Annotated in this window: 10 protein-coding genes and 1 pseudogene; 4 read left to right on the top strand and 7 right to left on the bottom strand. The window is 67.0% G+C overall.

Translation table 11 applies throughout. From position 1 onward, the window contains the following. Window positions 1-53 precede the first annotated feature (53 nt). Window positions 54-2,282: an IniB N-terminal domain-containing protein gene (locus DB708_RS28030; RefSeq protein ID WP_133251050.1), complete on the bottom strand. Its 2,229-nt coding sequence runs from the start codon at window positions 2,280-2,282 to the stop codon at window positions 54-56. A gap of 247 nt (window positions 2,283-2,529) precedes the next feature. Continuing rightward, window positions 2,530-3,069: an Rv0340 family IniB-related protein gene (locus DB708_RS23765; RefSeq protein ID WP_108926266.1), complete on the bottom strand. Its 540-nt coding sequence runs from the start codon at window positions 3,067-3,069 to the stop codon at window positions 2,530-2,532. Between the two features lie 259 nt (window positions 3,070-3,328). Between DB708_RS23765 and iniR the strand changes: the two are divergent. From iniR to DB708_RS23745, 4 genes and pseudogenes are all read left to right on the top strand, one after another. After that, window positions 3,329-5,729 (top strand): annotated as a pseudogene (gene iniR / locus DB708_RS23760) (isoniazid response ATPase/transcriptional regulator IniR). A 136-nt stretch (window positions 5,730-5,865) separates the two neighbouring features. Next, window positions 5,866-8,829 carry a heterodisulfide reductase-related iron-sulfur binding cluster gene (locus DB708_RS23755; RefSeq protein ID WP_108925930.1) on the top strand — a complete coding sequence of 988 codons (2,964 nt, stop codon included), beginning with the start codon at window positions 5,866-5,868 and terminating at the stop codon, window positions 8,827-8,829. A gap of 30 nt (window positions 8,830-8,859) precedes the next feature. Further along, the gene (locus DB708_RS23750; RefSeq protein WP_108925929.1) at window positions 8,860-10,149 is read left to right on the top strand and encodes a pyridoxal phosphate-dependent aminotransferase; all 1,290 of its coding nucleotides are present in this window, start codon (window positions 8,860-8,862) and stop codon (window positions 10,147-10,149) included. A 22-nt stretch (window positions 10,150-10,171) separates the two neighbouring features. Continuing rightward, window positions 10,172-11,470, top strand: a complete 1,299-nt coding sequence (locus DB708_RS23745; protein ID WP_108925928.1) for a YibE/F family protein — start codon at window positions 10,172-10,174, stop codon at window positions 11,468-11,470. On the opposite strand, the gene rfbA is transcribed toward DB708_RS23745, so the two are convergent. The 5 genes from rfbA to DB708_RS23715 all read right to left on the bottom strand — a co-directional run bounded on the left by rfbA (window position 11,421) and on the right by DB708_RS23715 (window position 16,452). Next, entirely contained in the window at window positions 11,421-12,287 is an 867-nt protein-coding gene (gene rfbA, locus DB708_RS23740; protein ID WP_108925927.1) for a glucose-1-phosphate thymidylyltransferase RfbA, read from the bottom strand. The two genes, DB708_RS23745 and rfbA, sit on opposite strands and share 50 nt — an antisense overlap. A 17-nt stretch (window positions 12,288-12,304) precedes the next feature. Beyond that, window positions 12,305-12,655 (bottom strand): nuclear transport factor 2 family protein, encoded by a 351-nt coding sequence (locus DB708_RS23735; protein ID WP_108925926.1) that lies wholly within the window; start codon window positions 12,653-12,655, stop codon window positions 12,305-12,307. Between the two features lie 52 nt (window positions 12,656-12,707). Beyond that, window positions 12,708-13,463 carry a maleylpyruvate isomerase family mycothiol-dependent enzyme gene (locus tag DB708_RS23730; protein WP_108925925.1) on the bottom strand — a complete coding sequence of 252 codons (756 nt, stop codon included), beginning with the start codon at window positions 13,461-13,463 and terminating at the stop codon, window positions 12,708-12,710. Window positions 13,464-13,492: 29 nt separating this feature from the next. Then, window positions 13,493-14,818 (bottom strand): UDP-glucose dehydrogenase family protein, encoded by a 1,326-nt coding sequence (locus DB708_RS23725; protein WP_108925924.1) that lies wholly within the window; start codon window positions 14,816-14,818, stop codon window positions 13,493-13,495. Window positions 14,819-14,907: 89 nt separating this feature from the next. After that, window positions 14,908-16,452 (bottom strand): DUF7159 family protein, encoded by a 1,545-nt coding sequence (locus DB708_RS23715; RefSeq protein WP_420873725.1) that lies wholly within the window; start codon window positions 16,450-16,452, stop codon window positions 14,908-14,910. Between the last annotated feature and the right edge of the window lie 216 nt (window positions 16,453-16,668).

Genomic DNA, 16,668 nt, shown 5'->3' with positions numbered 1-16,668 from the left:
GCGCGAATTGGCGGGGATCAAAGGATCCCCGCCAATTTCGCTCTTGTCAGCCGTTATCCATGTGGGCCGCCGAAGTGCGACGGCGCAGGATGCGGCGCCGGTGCAGGTTCATGCACCGGGGCCGGTGCGTGCGGAGTGCCTTCGAACACCGACGGGCTATGCGGTGCCGGGGCAGGCGAATGCTCGACCGGAGCCGGCGAATGCTGCACCGGCGCAGGCGAATGCTGAACCGGAGCCGGCGCGTGCTCGACCGGAGCCGGCGAATGCTGCACCGGGGCCTGTTGCGCCGGCTCGTGGATCACCGGTCCGCCCACGCCGCCGTGGCCGGCAGCGCCGCCGGAGCCCCCACCCTGGATGACGGGGCCCGGGTTCGACGGCGGCGTCACGTGACCGCCCGGCCCGCCCGCGGCACCGCCGCCGCCCTGAATAACCGGGCCCTGTCCAGCCGGACTGGTCGGGCCATGCGGAGCCGCGATACCCCCGTTGCCGGCGATACTGCCGCCGCCACCGAGCGCCGCGCCTTCCTGGTTAAGGATGCCGCCGTGAGCTCCCGCGCCGGCACCCGCATTGACGCCGCCGCCCGCTCCACCGCCGGCACCCGCGTTCAGCCCGCCGCCAACTTCACCGCCGGCACCCGCGTTCAGCCCGCCGCCAGCTCCACCAGCCGGGACGCCGCCGCCGACACCAGCCCCCGCGGCACCACCGGCTCCGGCGTGGCTGCCCATGCCCGCGCCGCCGGCCAGGGCCGGGGTTGCGGATTGCGCGTGACCTCCCAGCCCGCCCTCGCCGCTCACTGAGGCCCCAGTGCGTGCGCCGCCGATGCCTAGGCCGGCACCGCCGACACCGACACCCCCGAGCGGGCCGGCCACGTGAGGAGTGGCGGCACCGTTCAGCGCTGCGCCCTCGCTAGCGATCAACCCCGCCTGACCGCTAGCGCCCAGCGCTGCATTGCCACCAGCACCGACGTTGGCGGCACCCGCCAACTGACCGCTGGCGCCGAAACTTGTCTGGCTTGCCAGAGCGGCCTGGCCTCCGAAACCGGCTTGGCCGCCCAGGTTGCTGCCACCGGCCAGTCCACCGCTGGCACCGAATGCGCCGCCAGCCTGGCCCCCCAAGCCAGCTTGACCACCAGCACTAAAGCCGCCACCGACCTGACCACCAACGCCGAACCCGCCGCCTGCCTGACCACCGGCACCAAAGCCACCACCGACCTGGCTACCAACGCCAACACCGGCTTGACCGCCAGCGCTCACTCCGCCACCAGCCTGGCCGCCAGCGCCGAGACCACCACCGGCATGACCCCTCAGACCAATGCCGGCGTGGCCTCCGATGTCGCCGCCAAGTCCGCCGCCCGTCTGGCCGCCGATGCCTAGGCCGGCACCGGCGCGGCCGCCCAGGGCCGCACCGCCGCCACCTTCAAGCCCACCACCAGCCCGCAGACCAACACCCTCACCAAAGCCAGCGCGGCCATCAAAGCCGGCCTCGTTGGCCAAACCGAAGCCGGTGTGTCCGTCGACGCCACCACCAAGGCCCAAGCCTGCATTGAGTTCTACGCCCAGACCAACGTGTCCGCCGAAGCCGGCGCCGGCGCCGAATTCGCCTACGCCAGGCCGGAACCCGTCCCAGTCGGGGCCACAACCAGTGCCCCAATCAGGGCCACCGCCGTGGCCGAACCCAGGCCGTCCATCACCCCACCCGTGTCCCCAACCGGGGCGAGGCTCGCCCCAGCCCGGGCGGAAGCCGTGACCCCACTCGCCGGTGCCCGGTCCGAACCCACCCCAGCCGGGCTGCAGGCCCATCCCGCCGTACCCGCCGCCGTACAGTCCGGCGTCGACTCCGCCTAGCAGGCTGCCGCCCACGTCTCCCACGAGCGCACCGCCTAGACCCAGGACAGCGCCGGCGCCGTCGACAACAGGGGCAACCGCGTCACCCACCAGGGCGCCCGCGTCCTGGGCAACCGCACCAACAAGGCCGGGTCCGTACCCGTAACCCTGGTCGTATCCGCCATAGCCGGGGTCATAGCCGCCGTAGCCCTGATCGTAGCCCCCGTAGCCCGGGGCAAAGCCGTACTGGTCGGTCAGCACCTGCTGCAACCCACCGATCGGGTCGCCCGGACCAAGAGCCACCCCGGGTAGGGCACTGGCGAGCGCGGAAAAGAACTGGTCCGGGGCCACGTTGACCAGACCTGCATCAGTCATCGCCTGCCCGGGTCCTGAGACGAAAGCGCGAGCCGCGTCCTGATTGCTGAACAGATCCAGGATGTATTGAATCAGCGAGTCCATGATCGTTTCCCCTTCAAATCCCCTGCGCCGACAACCGGCGTTCTGCAATACACGCTATGGATTCCGGATGTGCTCGGAATCGGGGACGGATCCCCCAGCTGACCGGCACCCCATCGGGATCCGCCGGTACACCCCATTAGGGGATTAGGGGATTTGCGGGGGACCCCCACGCAGGGCAGCAGATGCCCCTAGTCAACGGCATTTAAGCAGTTCAGGACCGCAAGAGGAGATCTGGAAGAGGGATGACTTAGCCGTGCAGGCCGAAGTCGTGGTGCTCTGGTTCGGCGGGATGCGGGTGGGCGACCGGGTGCTCCCACAGGGACACATCATGCGCCGGGAATCCGCCGTGGTCGACCGTGCTGTCGGCCATTTCAGCACCAGTGAACTGCACCGATGGCTCCGGAGAGTGGATCCCTAGCGGATGCGGCTCGGCCGCCGGCTGGATGGGTGCCGGTGCGGACGGCTGATGGATCACGCCGCCCGTCGGACCATGGGAATCCACCATCCCGATGGGGGTATGCGGCGTGAAGGCATCGAGAGCGGCCGCGGCCGCGCCGCTTGCCCAGACGTTTCCGTGATCAGCGGCGGGCACCCCCGAGGCGGGGCCGGCAGGAGCTGCCATCGACAGCGAGTCCGTCACCATGGGAATCAAATTGTTCACATCGGCGCTGGTCACATCGGTAAGGTGAGCATCTGCGATGGACTGCGCGGGGTTGGACGCATACCGCGCCGCGGCAGCGGGATCGCGCACAAGCGAGATCACGAAGTCCAGCAATGAGTTTGCCATCGAGTACACCTCCTTGCCGCACTCTGCCTCTGCGGTCGCCTCCGCAGGGAAAGCCCAGTCAATTACCACGATGTTATCGGCTCAGCCGGGCGCTGTGATCGGTGCGCAACCCACCTGCCGTTCCACCACATTAGGGGGTGCTGCTTTAGGGGAATACCGGGACTACGGGGATGGCTACCGGGATACGGGGGTTGCTGCGGTTATGGTGTGAAAACCGCTCCCGACCACCACGAAGCGCCGAATCCAGGGGGTACGCACCATGAGCGACTCCCCGATCGCGCAAGAAGCCGTCGAGGCCCTTGCCAACGCGTCGACAGTTCCGGTGAAGCTCTTGATCTGCGGCGGCGTCGGCTCCGGTAAGTCCACGGCACTGGCCACCGCCCGAGACGCACTGCGCAGTGCCGGGTTGACCGTGCTTGCACGCCCTCTTCGACCCGGCGATTCGCCCGACGCGGCGCTGGTGATCGACGACGCCCATCTGCTCCGCGAGCACGAACTGCTCAGCCTCACCGAGTGCGTCACCGACCCGCGCACCACTGTCGTGGTGGCCGGCGAACCACAGGAGCAGCTGCGGGACCTGACTGTGGCGATGGAACGTGAGCGACCCCGCATAGTGCTGGGTCGCCTTCCCGTCGCCGAAGACCTGCTGGCATGTACTGCGGGGCTGCCTCTTCTAGTGCATGCAACGGCCCAGGGGGCGCAATCGCCGACTCAGTCGGCGACGTTCGCGTTAATCGCGCGGTTGCGCCGGCTCGACGAACCCGACCTGGACGCGCTTCTCATCATGTCGCTGACCCAGGAGCTAGGAGCAGCCGATGTGGCTGCTGCACTGAGCATTTCAACAACGGAAGGGCGTCGACTGGTCGATCGCGCGCGCGCCAGCGGGCTGATCGAGCCATCACATACCCCGGAGTTCCAACAGCTGCTGCATGGCGCGATTGCCCAGATCGTCGGCAATGCCCACCACCGGGAAGTCGAAACCGCGCTACTGCGTTCACAACTCGATATTTCGACGGTTACACCGCAGCTCGCGTTGCGGCTCGCCGAGCACGGGCACAAAGACGATCGGCTGGCCGGCATACTCGCTCGGCAAGCCGCCGCCGTGCACGGCGAATCTATCAGGGCCGCAAAGCTTTACCAGGCAGCCATCAACGCCGGCGCCGAAGGCCTGACATCTCGCGCCGCCGACGCGCTGGCCCTCACGGGAGACTGCGCCACCGCGGCGGCACTGGCCGACGGCCTGCTCAGCTCGCCCGATTCCGCCGAACGCGCCGCGGCGGTTCGGATCGCGGCCAGCGTCGCGGCCCATCAGGGCAACGCGAATCAGGCAGCAGAATTGTTCAGCTGGCTGGGCCCGCACCCGGACGCGGTGGTCGGCGCGGCCGCAGCGATCGTGCTTACCGCCACCGGCGATTTGACGACGGCGCGAACAGCGCTGCGGCTCAAGGACTCCGGTCCCCCGACGATGGCCGCCCGCACCTCGCGCAGCCTGGCCGAGGGGCTGCTATTGACCATGGACCAGCCGTATACGGCAGCGATGACGCAACTAGGCCAGGCCATCGCGACCGAACAACCCATGAGCGAAGTCACACCGGACAGCCCGGCGGCACTGGTTACCTTGGCCGCGATCCACGGCGGCGATCCGGTCCGCGCCCGCAGCGTGATCGGGCGCGCGGTGCGCGCCGATAATCAAGCGCTATTTGCGCCCCGGCACATGTTGCTGTCCGGCTGGATCAAAATGCTGGACGGTCAGCTGGCGTCCGCCAGCGCGGACGCCGCCGCGGCCGGATCTGCCGCGCTACACCGGCGCGACGCATTGTGGGCGGCGGCGCTGCAGACGGCGATCGCGCGGCGCAGCGGCGACACCGGCGCCCTGCAAAAGCATTGGTACGCAGGCATGGAAGTGCTGGCCGAATACTCTGTCGACCTGTTCGCACTGCTGCCGTTGGGCGAGTTGTGGGTCGCGGCCGCCCGGATGCGTCAGGTCGAGCAGCTGCGACATGCCTTGGATCAGGCACTCACCCTGTTGGAATCGCTGGGCAATCCGATTTTGTGGTCAATCCCATTACATTGGGCCGGCGTGCATGCGGGAATCCTCGCCAATGCGCCGGAGTTGGTGGCCCCACATGGGCAGGCCCTCGGTGTGGCGACCGAGGCCAGCACCCTGGCGCAGGTCCTGTCGGGCGCCGGGCGCACCTGGTTACGCGTGCTGGCCAACCAGGTCGACGCCGACGAGGTCACCGCGTCGGCGCGCGCTATCGCATGTGGGGCTGACCTCGGACGCGACCCGGCTGGCTGGCCAGGCCGCGCTGCAAACCCCCGACGGCAGGGTGTCAGGAGCGATGCTGCAACTGGCCCGCGATCTCAAGTTGGGGGCGGCGCCGGGCGACCTGCCCAGCGCACCGGCGGGCGACGAACCGGCGGGCGCGACCCTATCGCCCCAGCACCAGCCGACGTCGGGATCGCCGCTGTCTCATCGGGAACGCGAAGTCGCTGAACTCCTACTCCTGGGAATGCCGTATCGCGACATCGGTGCGCAACTCTTCATCTCGGCGAAGACGGTCGAGCATCACGTCGCCCGGATCCGTCGGCGGCTCGATGCCGGTTCGCGCTCGGAGATGCTCTCTATGTTGCGCGCCATGCTGGTATCGGAGAGCTAAGCCGCTGGTCAACGACTTTGACGGACGTCAGTTAGGGGAACCTTTCTCGCGTCGATCACGGCGCAGATGTCACTATTAGCTGGCAAAGATCGAACGAATTTTCGTTGAATGACGAGGCATTGGGGAGAGACCTGCTGTGACCACGCAGACGCTCATCAGGTTGGTGCTGGGGCTGGGCCTGACCGCGGTCGTGGTCTTGTTCGCGCTCAAACGCGTTTGGTGGCTCTACCGGCTCGTCATGTCCGGCCAGCCGGTCAGTGGACGCACCGACGACATTGGCTCCCGAATCTGGGCGCAGGTCTCCGAGGTGTTCGGTCAGCGCAAACTGCTGAAATGGTCGATCCCCGGCCTTGCCCACTTCTTCACCATGTGGGGATTCTTCATCCTCATCACGGTCTACATCGAGGCATACGGCACGCTGTTCCAGCCCAACTTCCACATCCCGATTGTCGGTCGGTGGGGCGTGCTGGGCTTCTTGCAGGACTTCATTGCCCTTTCCGTGGTGGCCGGCATCATCACGTTCACCATCATCCGGTTGCGCAGCGAGCCAAAGGAACACGGCCGCTCATCGCGGTTCTACGGCTCACACACCGGCGGCGCCTGGCTGATCCTGTTCATGATCTTTTTGGTCATCTTCAGCTACGCCTTCGTCCGCGGTGCCGCGGTGAACACCGGAAACTCTCCCTACGGCCGGGCGGCATTCTTCTCGCACGCGATGGGGGCGCTCCTGCATCCGCTGGGCGTAACTGCCAACGAGTGGATCGAGACCATCGCGCTGCTCTCCCATATCGCGGTGGCGCTGTTCTTCCTGCTGATCGTGCTCCACTCCAAGCACCTGCATATCTTCCTGGCGCCGATCAACGTCACCTTCAAGCGACTGCCCGACGGCCTGGGCCCGCTGCTGCCGATGGAGTCCGGTGGCAAGCCGATCAACTTCGAAGATCCCGGCGAGGACGACGTTTTCGGGCGCGGCAAGATCGAGGACTTCACCTGGAAGGCGAACCTCGACTTCGCCACCTGTACCGAGTGTGGGCGCTGCCAGTCGCAGTGTCCGGCCTGGAATACCGGAAAGCCTTTGTCGCCCAAGCTCGTCATCATGGACCTGCGCGACCACTGGATGGCCAAGGCGCCCTACATCCTGGGTGAGAAGACCGCCGAACCGCTCGAGGGTCTGGACCTCGAAACGGCAAAGGAAGAGGGCCACCACGTTCCGGAGTCCGGCTTCGGCCGGATTCCCGGGCACGGGCCCGAGCAGGCAGCCAGGCCGCTGGTCGGCACCGCCGAGCAGGGCGGTGTGATCGATCCCGATGTGCTGTGGTCGTGCGTGTCTTGCGGCGCCTGCGTCGAACAGTGCCCGGTGGACATCGAGCACATCGATCACATCATCGATATGCGCCGCTACCAGGTGATGATGGAGTCGGAGTTCCCCTCCGAGCTGTCGGTGCTGTTCAAGAACCTGGAGACCAAGGGCAACCCGTGGGGCCAGAACGCCGGCGACCGGACCAACTGGATCGACGAGGTCGACTTCGATGTCCCGGTCTACGGCCAGGATGTCGAGAGCTTCGACGGCTATGAGTACCTGTTCTGGGTAGGCTGCGCCGGCGCCTACGACGACAAGGCCAAGAAGACCACCAAGGCCGTCGCCGAGCTGCTGGCCATCGCCGGCGTGAAGTACATGGTGCTCGGCACCGGGGAGAGCTGCAACGGTGACTCGGCACGCCGGTCCGGCAACGAATTCCTGTTCCAGCAGCTGGCCGCCCAAGCCGTCGAGACCCTGGACGGGGTGTTCGAGGGTGTGGAGAACGTCGACCGCAAGATCGTCGTCACCTGCCCGCACTGCTTCAACACGATCGGTAAGGAATACCGCCAGCTGGGCGCCAACTACAGCGTGCTGCACCACACCCAGCTGCTCAACCGATTGGTGCGCGACAAGAAGCTGGTTCCGGTAAAGCCTGTCTCGCAGGACATTACGTATCACGACCCCTGCTACCTGGGCCGGCACAACAAGGTCTACGAGGCGCCGCGCGAGCTGATCGGTTTCGCCGGAGCGAACCTCACCGAAATGCCGCGCAACTCCGACCGCAGCTTCTGCTGCGGTGCCGGCGGTGCACGCATGTGGATGGAAGAGCACATCGGCAAGCGCATCAACCACGAGCGCGTCGACGAAGCGCTGGCCACCAACGCCTCGACAATCGCGACCGGGTGCCCGTTCTGCCGGGTGATGGTGACCGACGGTGTCAACGACCGGCAGGAAGAGGCCGGCCGCAGCGGCGTCGAGGTGCTCGACGTCGCGCAGATCCTGCTCAGTTCGCTCGAGTACGACAAGGCGACGCTGCCTGAGAAGGGCACGGCCGCAAAGGAAGCAGAAGAGCTGGCCGCGAAAGCGGAGCCCAAGGCCGCTGCACCGGCCGCCCCGGCGCAAGCGCCCGCCAAGACCGACGAACCCGCGGCCGCCGAGCCGGAGCAGCCCGCCAAGGCCGCCGCTCCCGCGAAGGGGCTGGGTATCGCCGGTGGCGCCAAGCGACCCGGAGCCAAGAAAGCCGCGGCGCCGGCGGCCGAGGCACCAGCAGCCGAGGCCGCAGAGGTCAAGGCCGCGCCTGCCAAGGGATTGGGTATGGCAACCGGCGCGAAGAGGCCGGGCGCCAAGAAAACAGCAGCCCCGGCCGCCGAGACGCCGGCAGCCGAGCAGAGCACTGAGGCCGCAGAGGCCAAGGCACCAGCCGCGCCCGCCAAGGGCTTGGGCATGGCCGCCGGCGCGCGGAAGCCGGGCGCCAAGAAAACAGCACCCGCAGCCCCGGCAGCCGAGCAAACCCCCGAGACCAAGGCGGAGGCTGCGGAGCCCAAAGCGCCGGCCGCACCGGCCGCACCCGTCAAGGGTCTGGGTATCGCCGCCGGCGCGCGGAAGCCAGGCGCGAAGAAAACGGCACCCGCAGCCCCGGCAACCCAAGCCAAGGCCGAGGCTCCCGCGGCCGACGAGCCCAAGGCCGAGGCCAAACCCGAGCCGAAGCCGGAGGAATCCAACGGCGACGCGGCACCACCGGCAGCCCCTGTTAAGGGGCTCGGCATGGCTCGTGGCGCCCGTCCACCGGGCAAGCGCTGATCACAGATTGGCGTAGACCAGCAAATTTCGGTGGACAACGATGGCACCATAGGTGACGTGACCACTCACCAGGTGCCCGTGCACATCCCCGGCCACCACCGGCAGCGGACCTTCGCGCAATCGTCCAAACTTCAGGACGTTCTGTACGAAATCCGCGGCCCGGTGCACCAGCATGCTGCGCGGCTAGAGGCCGAGGGCCACCGCATTCTCAAGCTCAACATCGGCAACCCGGCGCCGTTCGGCTTCGACGCACCCGACGTGATCATGCGCGACATGATCCAGGCGCTGCCCTACGCCCAGGGCTACTCCGACTCGCAGGGCATCCTGCCCGCCCGGCGCGCGGTGGTCACCCGCTACGAACTGGTCGACGGCTTCCCACGATTCGACGTCGATGACGTCTTCCTCGGCAACGGCGTATCCGAGCTGATCACGATGACGCTGCAGGCTCTGCTGGACAACGGCGATCAGGTGCTGATTCCCTCCCCCGACTACCCGTTGTGGACGGCGTCGACGTCCCTGGCCGGCGGCACGCCGGTGCACTACCTGTGCGACGAGACGCAGGGCTGGCAGCCCGACATCGCCGACATGGAGTCGAAGATCACCGAGCGCACCAAGGCGCTGGTCGTGATCAACCCAAACAATCCCACCGGCGCCGTCTACAGCCGCGAAATTCTCACCCAGATCGTCGAGCTCGCGCGTAAGCACCAACTGCTGCTGCTCGCCGACGAGATCTACGACAAGATTCTCTACGGCGACGCGAAGCACATCAGCCTGGCCACACTCGCCCCGGACGTGTTGTGCCTGACCTACAACGGGCTGTCGAAGGCCTACCGGGTCGCCGGCTACCGCTCCGGCTGGCTGGCGATCACCGGGCCCAAGGACCACGCCGGCAGCTTCATCGAGGGAATCAGCCTGCTGGCCAACATGCGGCTGTGTCCGAACGTCCCTGCCCAGCATGCGATCCAGGTCGCCCTCGGCGGCTACCAGAGCATCGATGACCTTGTGCTGCCCGGCGGCCGGCTGCTCGAGCAGCGCGATGTCGCGTGGACCAAGCTCAACCAGATTCCGGGGGTGTCCTGCGTCAAGCCGGATGGCGCGCTGTACGCATTCCCGCGGCTGGACCCCGAGGTCTACGACATCGCCGACGACGAGCAACTGGTCCTTGACTTGCTGCTGCAGGAAAAGATCCTGGTAGGCCAGGGCACCGGGTTCAACTGGCCGGCACCGGATCACCTGCGCATTGTGACCCTGCCGTGGGCGCGCGATCTGTCGTCCGCAATCGAACGGCTGGGCAACTTCCTGACCGCCTATCGACAGTAAGTAGGCAGGCACCGCCTCTACGGTGGAGCGCGTGACCCACTCCCACGCGCACTCGCACAACCTGTCGTCAGGTCCGTCCCCACTGGGGCCGCTGCCCGCCAAAATCGTGGTGGGATTGCTGATTGCGATCGGGATAGCCGTGATCGCCGGCGCCGTGTTGCTGTGGCCGAGCCGCCAGCATGTCGACATCCCGATGACGTTCCAGACCGCGACGGGTGGCGCGGTGAGCACCCAGCGCGCGCACGTGCTGTCCAGCGGCCTCGGCGATTGCGGCAGCCCGTCGGCCAGTCAGGTGCTCACCACGGCTCCGCAACCGGGAGCTCCGGGCGGGGGACGATGCGTGCAGACGTTGGTCGCAATCGATTCGGGACCGAATGCCGGCGCGAAAACCCTGCTGGAGTTCTCCCCCGGTCCCGGCCAGCCACAATTCAAAGCGGACGACCACATCCGGGTGGTGCGGCAGGTTGACGCCCAAGGCGCCACCACGTACGCGTTCTACGACTTCGAGCGCGGCTGGTCGCTGATCGCGCTGGCCCTGGCGTTCGCGGTGGTCATTGTCGCCGTGGCCCGCTGGCGTGGGCTGCTGGCACTGGTGGGAATCGTGGTTGCGTTCTCGGTGCTGGTGATGTTCTTGCTGCCGGCGTTGCGCGACGGAGCGCCCGCGGTCCCGGTGGCCCTGGTGGCGTCGGCCGCGATCCTGTACGCCGTTATCTACCTGGCCCACGGGGTCAACCTGCGCACCAGTGCCGCCTTACTGGGCACTTTGTCGGCCTTACTGCTGGCCGCCGGATTGTCTTGGGCAGCAATCGAACTCGCACACTTGACCGGCCTGTCGGATGAACAGAACTCTGCGGTAAGCGCGTACCTTGGCAGCGTGTCGATCAGCGGCCTGCTGCTCGCCGGATTCATCATCGGATCGCTGGGTGTGCTGAACGACGTGACCGTGACGCAGGCTTCGACCGTGTTTGAGCTTGCCCACATCGGCGGCGATACCTCCCGACGGGCGATTTTCCTGAGCGCGATTCGGGTGGGACGCGATCACATTGCCAGCACGGTGTACACGCTGGTGCTGGCTTACGCCGGCAGTTCGCTACCGCTGCTGTTGTTGTTCAGTGTCGCGAATCGATCTTTGAGCGACGTGCTGATCAGCGAAAGCGTGGCCATCGAACTCGTGCGCTCCGCCGTCGGCGGAATCGCACTGGCGCTGTCAGTGCCGTTGACGACGGCGATCGCCGCGGTGCTGGCCAAACCCGGCTCCGAAACCGGATCAGTCAGCCCCGTTCCATCAGCTCCAGCAAGTAGTCGCCGTACCCGGACTTGACCATGCTGCGCGCATGTCTGGCCAGCTGCTCGTCGCTGATCCAGCCCTGCCGCCACGCGATTTCCTCGGGCACGCCGACCTTCAGGCCCTGCCGGCGTTCCAGGGTGCGAACGAAGTCGCTGGCGTCCAGCAGTGAGTCGAAGGTGCCGGTGTCCAGCCACGCGGTGCCGCGAGCGAGCACCTCGACCGAGAGCCGGCCGCGGTTGAGATAGATCTGGTTGACCTCGGTGATCTCGTATTCGCCGCGATCGGATTTCTTCAAGCCCTTGGCAATTTCGATCACGTCGTTGTCGTAGAAGTACAGGCCCGGCACCGCGTACTTGGACTTCGGCGTTTCGGGTTTCTCCTGCAACGACAACGCCATCCCGTCCGCGCCGAATTCGACGACACCGTAGGCCGACGGGTTCGCCACCCAATACGCGAAAATCGCTCCGCCGCTGACGGATTGGAATCGGCTGAGTTTGGTACCCAAACCCGGTCCGTAAAAGATGTTGTCCCCCAACACCAAAGCTACCGAATCATTACCAATGTGCTTGGCGCCCAAAATGAAAGCTTGCGCCAGACCATCGGGTTTTTCCTGCTCGAGGTAGCTGATGCTGACACCGAATTGCGAGCCATCGCCCAGGAGTCGCTGAAATCCGGGCGCGTCATGCGGGGTGGTGATCACCAGAATGTCGCAGATTCCGGCCATCATCAACGTGGACAACGGATAGTAGATCATCGGCTTGTCGTAGACGGGCAGCAGCTGCTTGCTGATGCCCATCGTGATCGGGTGCAGTCGAGTGCCCGAACCGCCGGCCAAGATGATTCCGCGCATGTAGTGGCTCCTATGCCCTAGGTAACGAGGTCTGCCTCGGTGAGTTCGGTGGCCGCCAGCGCCGACGCCAAGTCCTGATGACGGAATACCGAGGTGACATGGTCGTGGACTACCCGGAAGGCTAACGCGGCGTTGGTGCCGCCATTTTGTTCGACGACCACAACGCCGTTGTGCACATACATCTTGCCGAGTTCGGTGGCCGCCCGGCCGGAGGCGGCCCACGTGCGCAGCGCCTCGTGGCCTTGTTGGGCACCGTTCGCGTCGGCCATGTCGATGTCGTCGCTGGATAGGGCCGCCAAGGTCTCGATGTCGGCGGTGTTGAGAGCGTCATGCCACGCCAGCACGGTGGCGATCTCCGAAGTGGTCATGATCTAAAAATTACCGTGTACCCCCTTGCAGCACGTCGTTTCCCCGACGTTGCTAGAGAGGAGTGCGCTCCAGCCAGTGTTGCCACACCGCCTCGTCGCCGAACATCTCGATGCCGGTGTCGGCGAGCGGAGTTCGTCGCGACATCGCCAGCAACAGCTCGGTGGCGCCGCCCCGCAACGCCACACTGCCCTTGCCGTGCTCGTGCGACCAGGCGAGGCCGGTGTCGCGGACGCCGACCGTCCATTCGCCGGCTTCACCCAACCCCGGGTCGGTCGCGTGCAGGTGCAGGGTTCTACCGTCATCGAGCGGCAGCAGGGCGCCGTTGGCGCCGGCCTGGATCTCGATCCGCTCGAGGAACTCGGTGATTCCGTCCGCCGCGACATCGGGTTCGAGGATGAATTCGCGCCCCTGCGCGATGGCCGCGTCGGCGCGATGCACCGACGTTTCGTGCAGCCGGCGCCGGATCCACCAGTTCGCCGGGCGCTCGCCGAGGAAGGTCCACACCGGCGTCTCGACGCCCGACAGCTCGACGGCGTCGATCAGCCGCTGCGCCCCGCCGTGCAACCAGGAGATCGCGTCGGCCGGGTCTGGCGGTGGTTTCCCGGCTTCGACGCTGCGCATGTCGAGCGGCTGGTCAAGTCGATCCCGCACGATCTGTGCGGCCCAGCGATCGCCCCGCCCGACGTGGCGGAACAGCTGCTGGAGGCTCCAGCCCGGGCAAGTCGGCACCGGGTGTGAGTCGTCGACATCGCGGAAAAACTCCGAAAAAGCGCGGTTTTCGTCGACAAAGGCCGCCGCGTAATCCACGCAATCAGGCTACCTGGCAAGGGTGCGCTTTAGGGGCGTCGCGCTCCGAGCCGGAACACCCGCCAGCCCGCCTGCGTCCAGCGCTCGGCGTCCAGGCAGTTGCGACCGTCGACGACGACGCGGGCTCGCACCCCGTCGGCTAGGTCGTTCGGGTCAAGGTTGGTGAACTCCTGCCACTCGGTCAGCACCAAGACCGCGTCCGCGCCCTCGCATGCCTCGGTCACCGAAACCGCGTAGTTCAGCGTCGGGAACAGGCGACGGGCGTTCTCGAGGGCTTTCGGGTCGTAAACGTTGACCGCGGCCCCGTTGAGCTGCAGCTGCCCCGCGACGTTGAGCGCCGGCGAGTCGCGGACATCGTCGGACTCGGGCTTAAACGCCGCGCCGAGCACGGCGATGTTGGCACCTAGCAGCGAACCGCCGCACGCCGCGGTGGCCAACTCGACCGTTTTGGTACGCCGACGCATGTTGATGCTGTCCACCTCGCGCAGGAACGTCAGCGCCTGGTTGGCACCCAGCTCGCCCGCGCGCGCCATGAACGCCCGAATGTCCTTGGGCAGGCAGCCACCGCCAAAGCCCAAGCCCGCGTTGAGGAATTTGCGCCCGATCCGGGAGTCGTACCCGAGCGCATCAGCTAGCAGCGTGACGTCGGCACCCGCCGCTTCGCACACCTCGGAGACCGCGTTGATGAACGAAATCTTGGTCGCTAGAAAGGCATTGGCTGAAACCTTGACCAATTCCGCTGTCTGCAAATCGGTTACCAGGAACGGCACGCCGGCGTTGAGGATCGGCGCGTACAACTCGCGGATGACGATCTCTGAGCGCACCGAGTCCTGCTGAATGCCAAGCACAATGCGGTCCGGCTCCAAGGTGTCGTGCACGGCGTGCCCCTCGCGCAGGAACTCGGGGTTCCAGGCGATTTCGACGTCGACCCCCGCGGGTGCCAGTGCGGCGGCCCGATCGCCCAGTTCTGCGGCAGTGCCCACTGGGACAGTCGATTTCCCGACGAGCACGGCCGACCTGGTCAACCGCGGCACGAGATTGTCGATGACGGCGTGGACGTGGCTCAGGTCGGCGCCGTATTCGCCCTTCTTCTGCGGCGTGCCGACTCCAAGGAAATGCACGTCGGCGAAATCGGCTGCCAAGTCGTAATCGGTGGTGAACCGCAGTCGTCCGGCAGCTAAGTTGTCGGCCAACAACTCTCGCAGACCTGGTTCGTAAAAGGGGATGTCACCCGCGGCCAGCTTCGCGACTTTCCCCGGGTCGATATCAACACCGACGACCTCGTGTCCCAGTTCAGCCATCCCCACGGCGTGCGTGGCACCCAGGTATCCGGTGCCAAAGACGGTGCATCGCATACCACTGTGTGTAGGTGGCCGCGATGAGCTAACTGCATCGCTCCGCTAAGCGGGAGGCAAACGGGAGGTGACAGGTGACTCTCGAAGAACTACCGGCGACCAAACCCGCCGTGGCCGCCGCCGAATCCACCGTGACCGCCGCCACCACCTGGGAAGCCACCGCCACCGGGGAACCCACCCCCACCGTGGCCACCGCCCGGGAAGCCGCCACCGCCGGGGAAGCCGCCGCCGTGGCCGCCGCCACCGGGGCCGCCGCCACCGCGGCTACCACCGCCCGGGAAGCCGCCGCCCGGACCCCCGTTACCTGGGAACCCGCCACCACCGGGACCTATCGGCCCGCCGATGATCGGCGGAATGGGCAGTGGGATCGGGATGGGAATCGGCGCTACCGGTACAGGAGCCGGGGCCGCGGGCACCGGGACGGGTGCAGGAGCCTCGGGTATCGGAGCGGGCGCGGCCGGCACCGGGACCGCGACCGGGGCGGGAGCCTGAGGAATCGGCGCGGGTGCCTGAGGAACAGACGCCGGAGCCGGCACCGGAGCCGCCTCAGGAGCAGGAGCCGGGGCAGGTGCCGCTGGCGCAGGAGCCGGAGCTGCGGGCGCCGGCGTGGCCGGTGCCACGATGTTTTGGCTTGGCGCGGGTTTCACGCCAGATGTCGGTCGGATCGCGATGGCCAGGGAAACGACCAGCGCCGCCACGCCGACGATGAAGATGGCCGCGACCACGCTGCCCACCAGCCCGAAGGACCTGCGGTCGTCGTAGTCGGCAAGCGCGGTGGCAGCGGTGTGCGCGCCGGTATAGGCCTCGGCGTAGTCGTCGGGGACGGCGCTGTAGGCGAGCGCGCCCTCGTCGGAATCCGGGATGTCGAAGTATCCGGGGGCAACCGCGAACGGGTCGAGCGCACCGGTGCCAGGATCCTGCGCGTATGCCTGCGCGGCGGTGGAGGACGCGAACAGCGGCGCGTGCGCTGACGCCAGGGCCGCTCCGCGAGCCAGCGCGGTCTCCGGTTCCTCGGGCATCGCCAGCGGAAGTGTGGTTGCGGACTCCAGTGCCGACTTGATCAGCGGCACGTCGACGCCGGAGCCCACGACGAACACGGCGCCCGGACGCGTCTCTAGCGCCTCAGCCTCCGAGACCATGGTGGCCAGCTGCGCCACTGCCGCGTCATCGTCTTCGGGCAGCGGCTGGCGGTGCACGTCGGCGATCGACCCGTCGGAGGTATCGACAAGCGCCAAGGTCGCGGTGTCGGGTTCGATGAACAGCAGCGCGGTCTGCGCGTAGTTGGTTTCATTGCCGACGGACTGCGCCAGAGCGGCCGCGGCCAGGAAGGCCGAGACCAACATCACGTTCTCGACCTTATGTGCGGCCAGCGCGTCACGCAGCGCGGCGGCCTCGATGGGATCGGTCCAGGTGACTCCCGTCGACGTCAGCTGGTAGCCGCCCTGGGCTGCACCCTCCTGGGTGCCCAGGATCGCCGAGACCACCTGGTTCGCGGCGCTGGTCGTTGCTGTGTCATCGTCGGTAGCGACGTCGAAATTGTCTTCGTCGACGGTGGCGCCATCGCCATTTTCGCCTTCGACCAGAACCATCCGGACTGCCGTCGGCGCCATCGACACCACAAGTACGGTGTCCAATGCCCCTCCATTGTCATTTGCTAGACAGTGTCGTGGGGATCGTCGTCATCGCAGGCTCCGGCCACCTCGAGACGTCACGAGTCCCCACCCTGTATTCCCCTAGCGACCCGACTTTACGCGCGTTCCGCTGACCGCGCCCGGGGTGAGATGGCTAGTGGTGGCCGCCGCCACCGCCGCCGCTGTGCCCCCCACCGCCGCCGCTGCTGTGGCTTCCGC

Source organism: Mycobacterium montefiorense (assembly GCF_003112775.1).
GTDB classification, from domain to species: Bacteria; Actinomycetota; Actinomycetes; order Mycobacteriales; family Mycobacteriaceae; genus Mycobacterium; species Mycobacterium montefiorense.
Note: the sequence above shows the minus strand (reverse complement) of the source record. Positions and strands in the feature narration are given on the sequence as shown.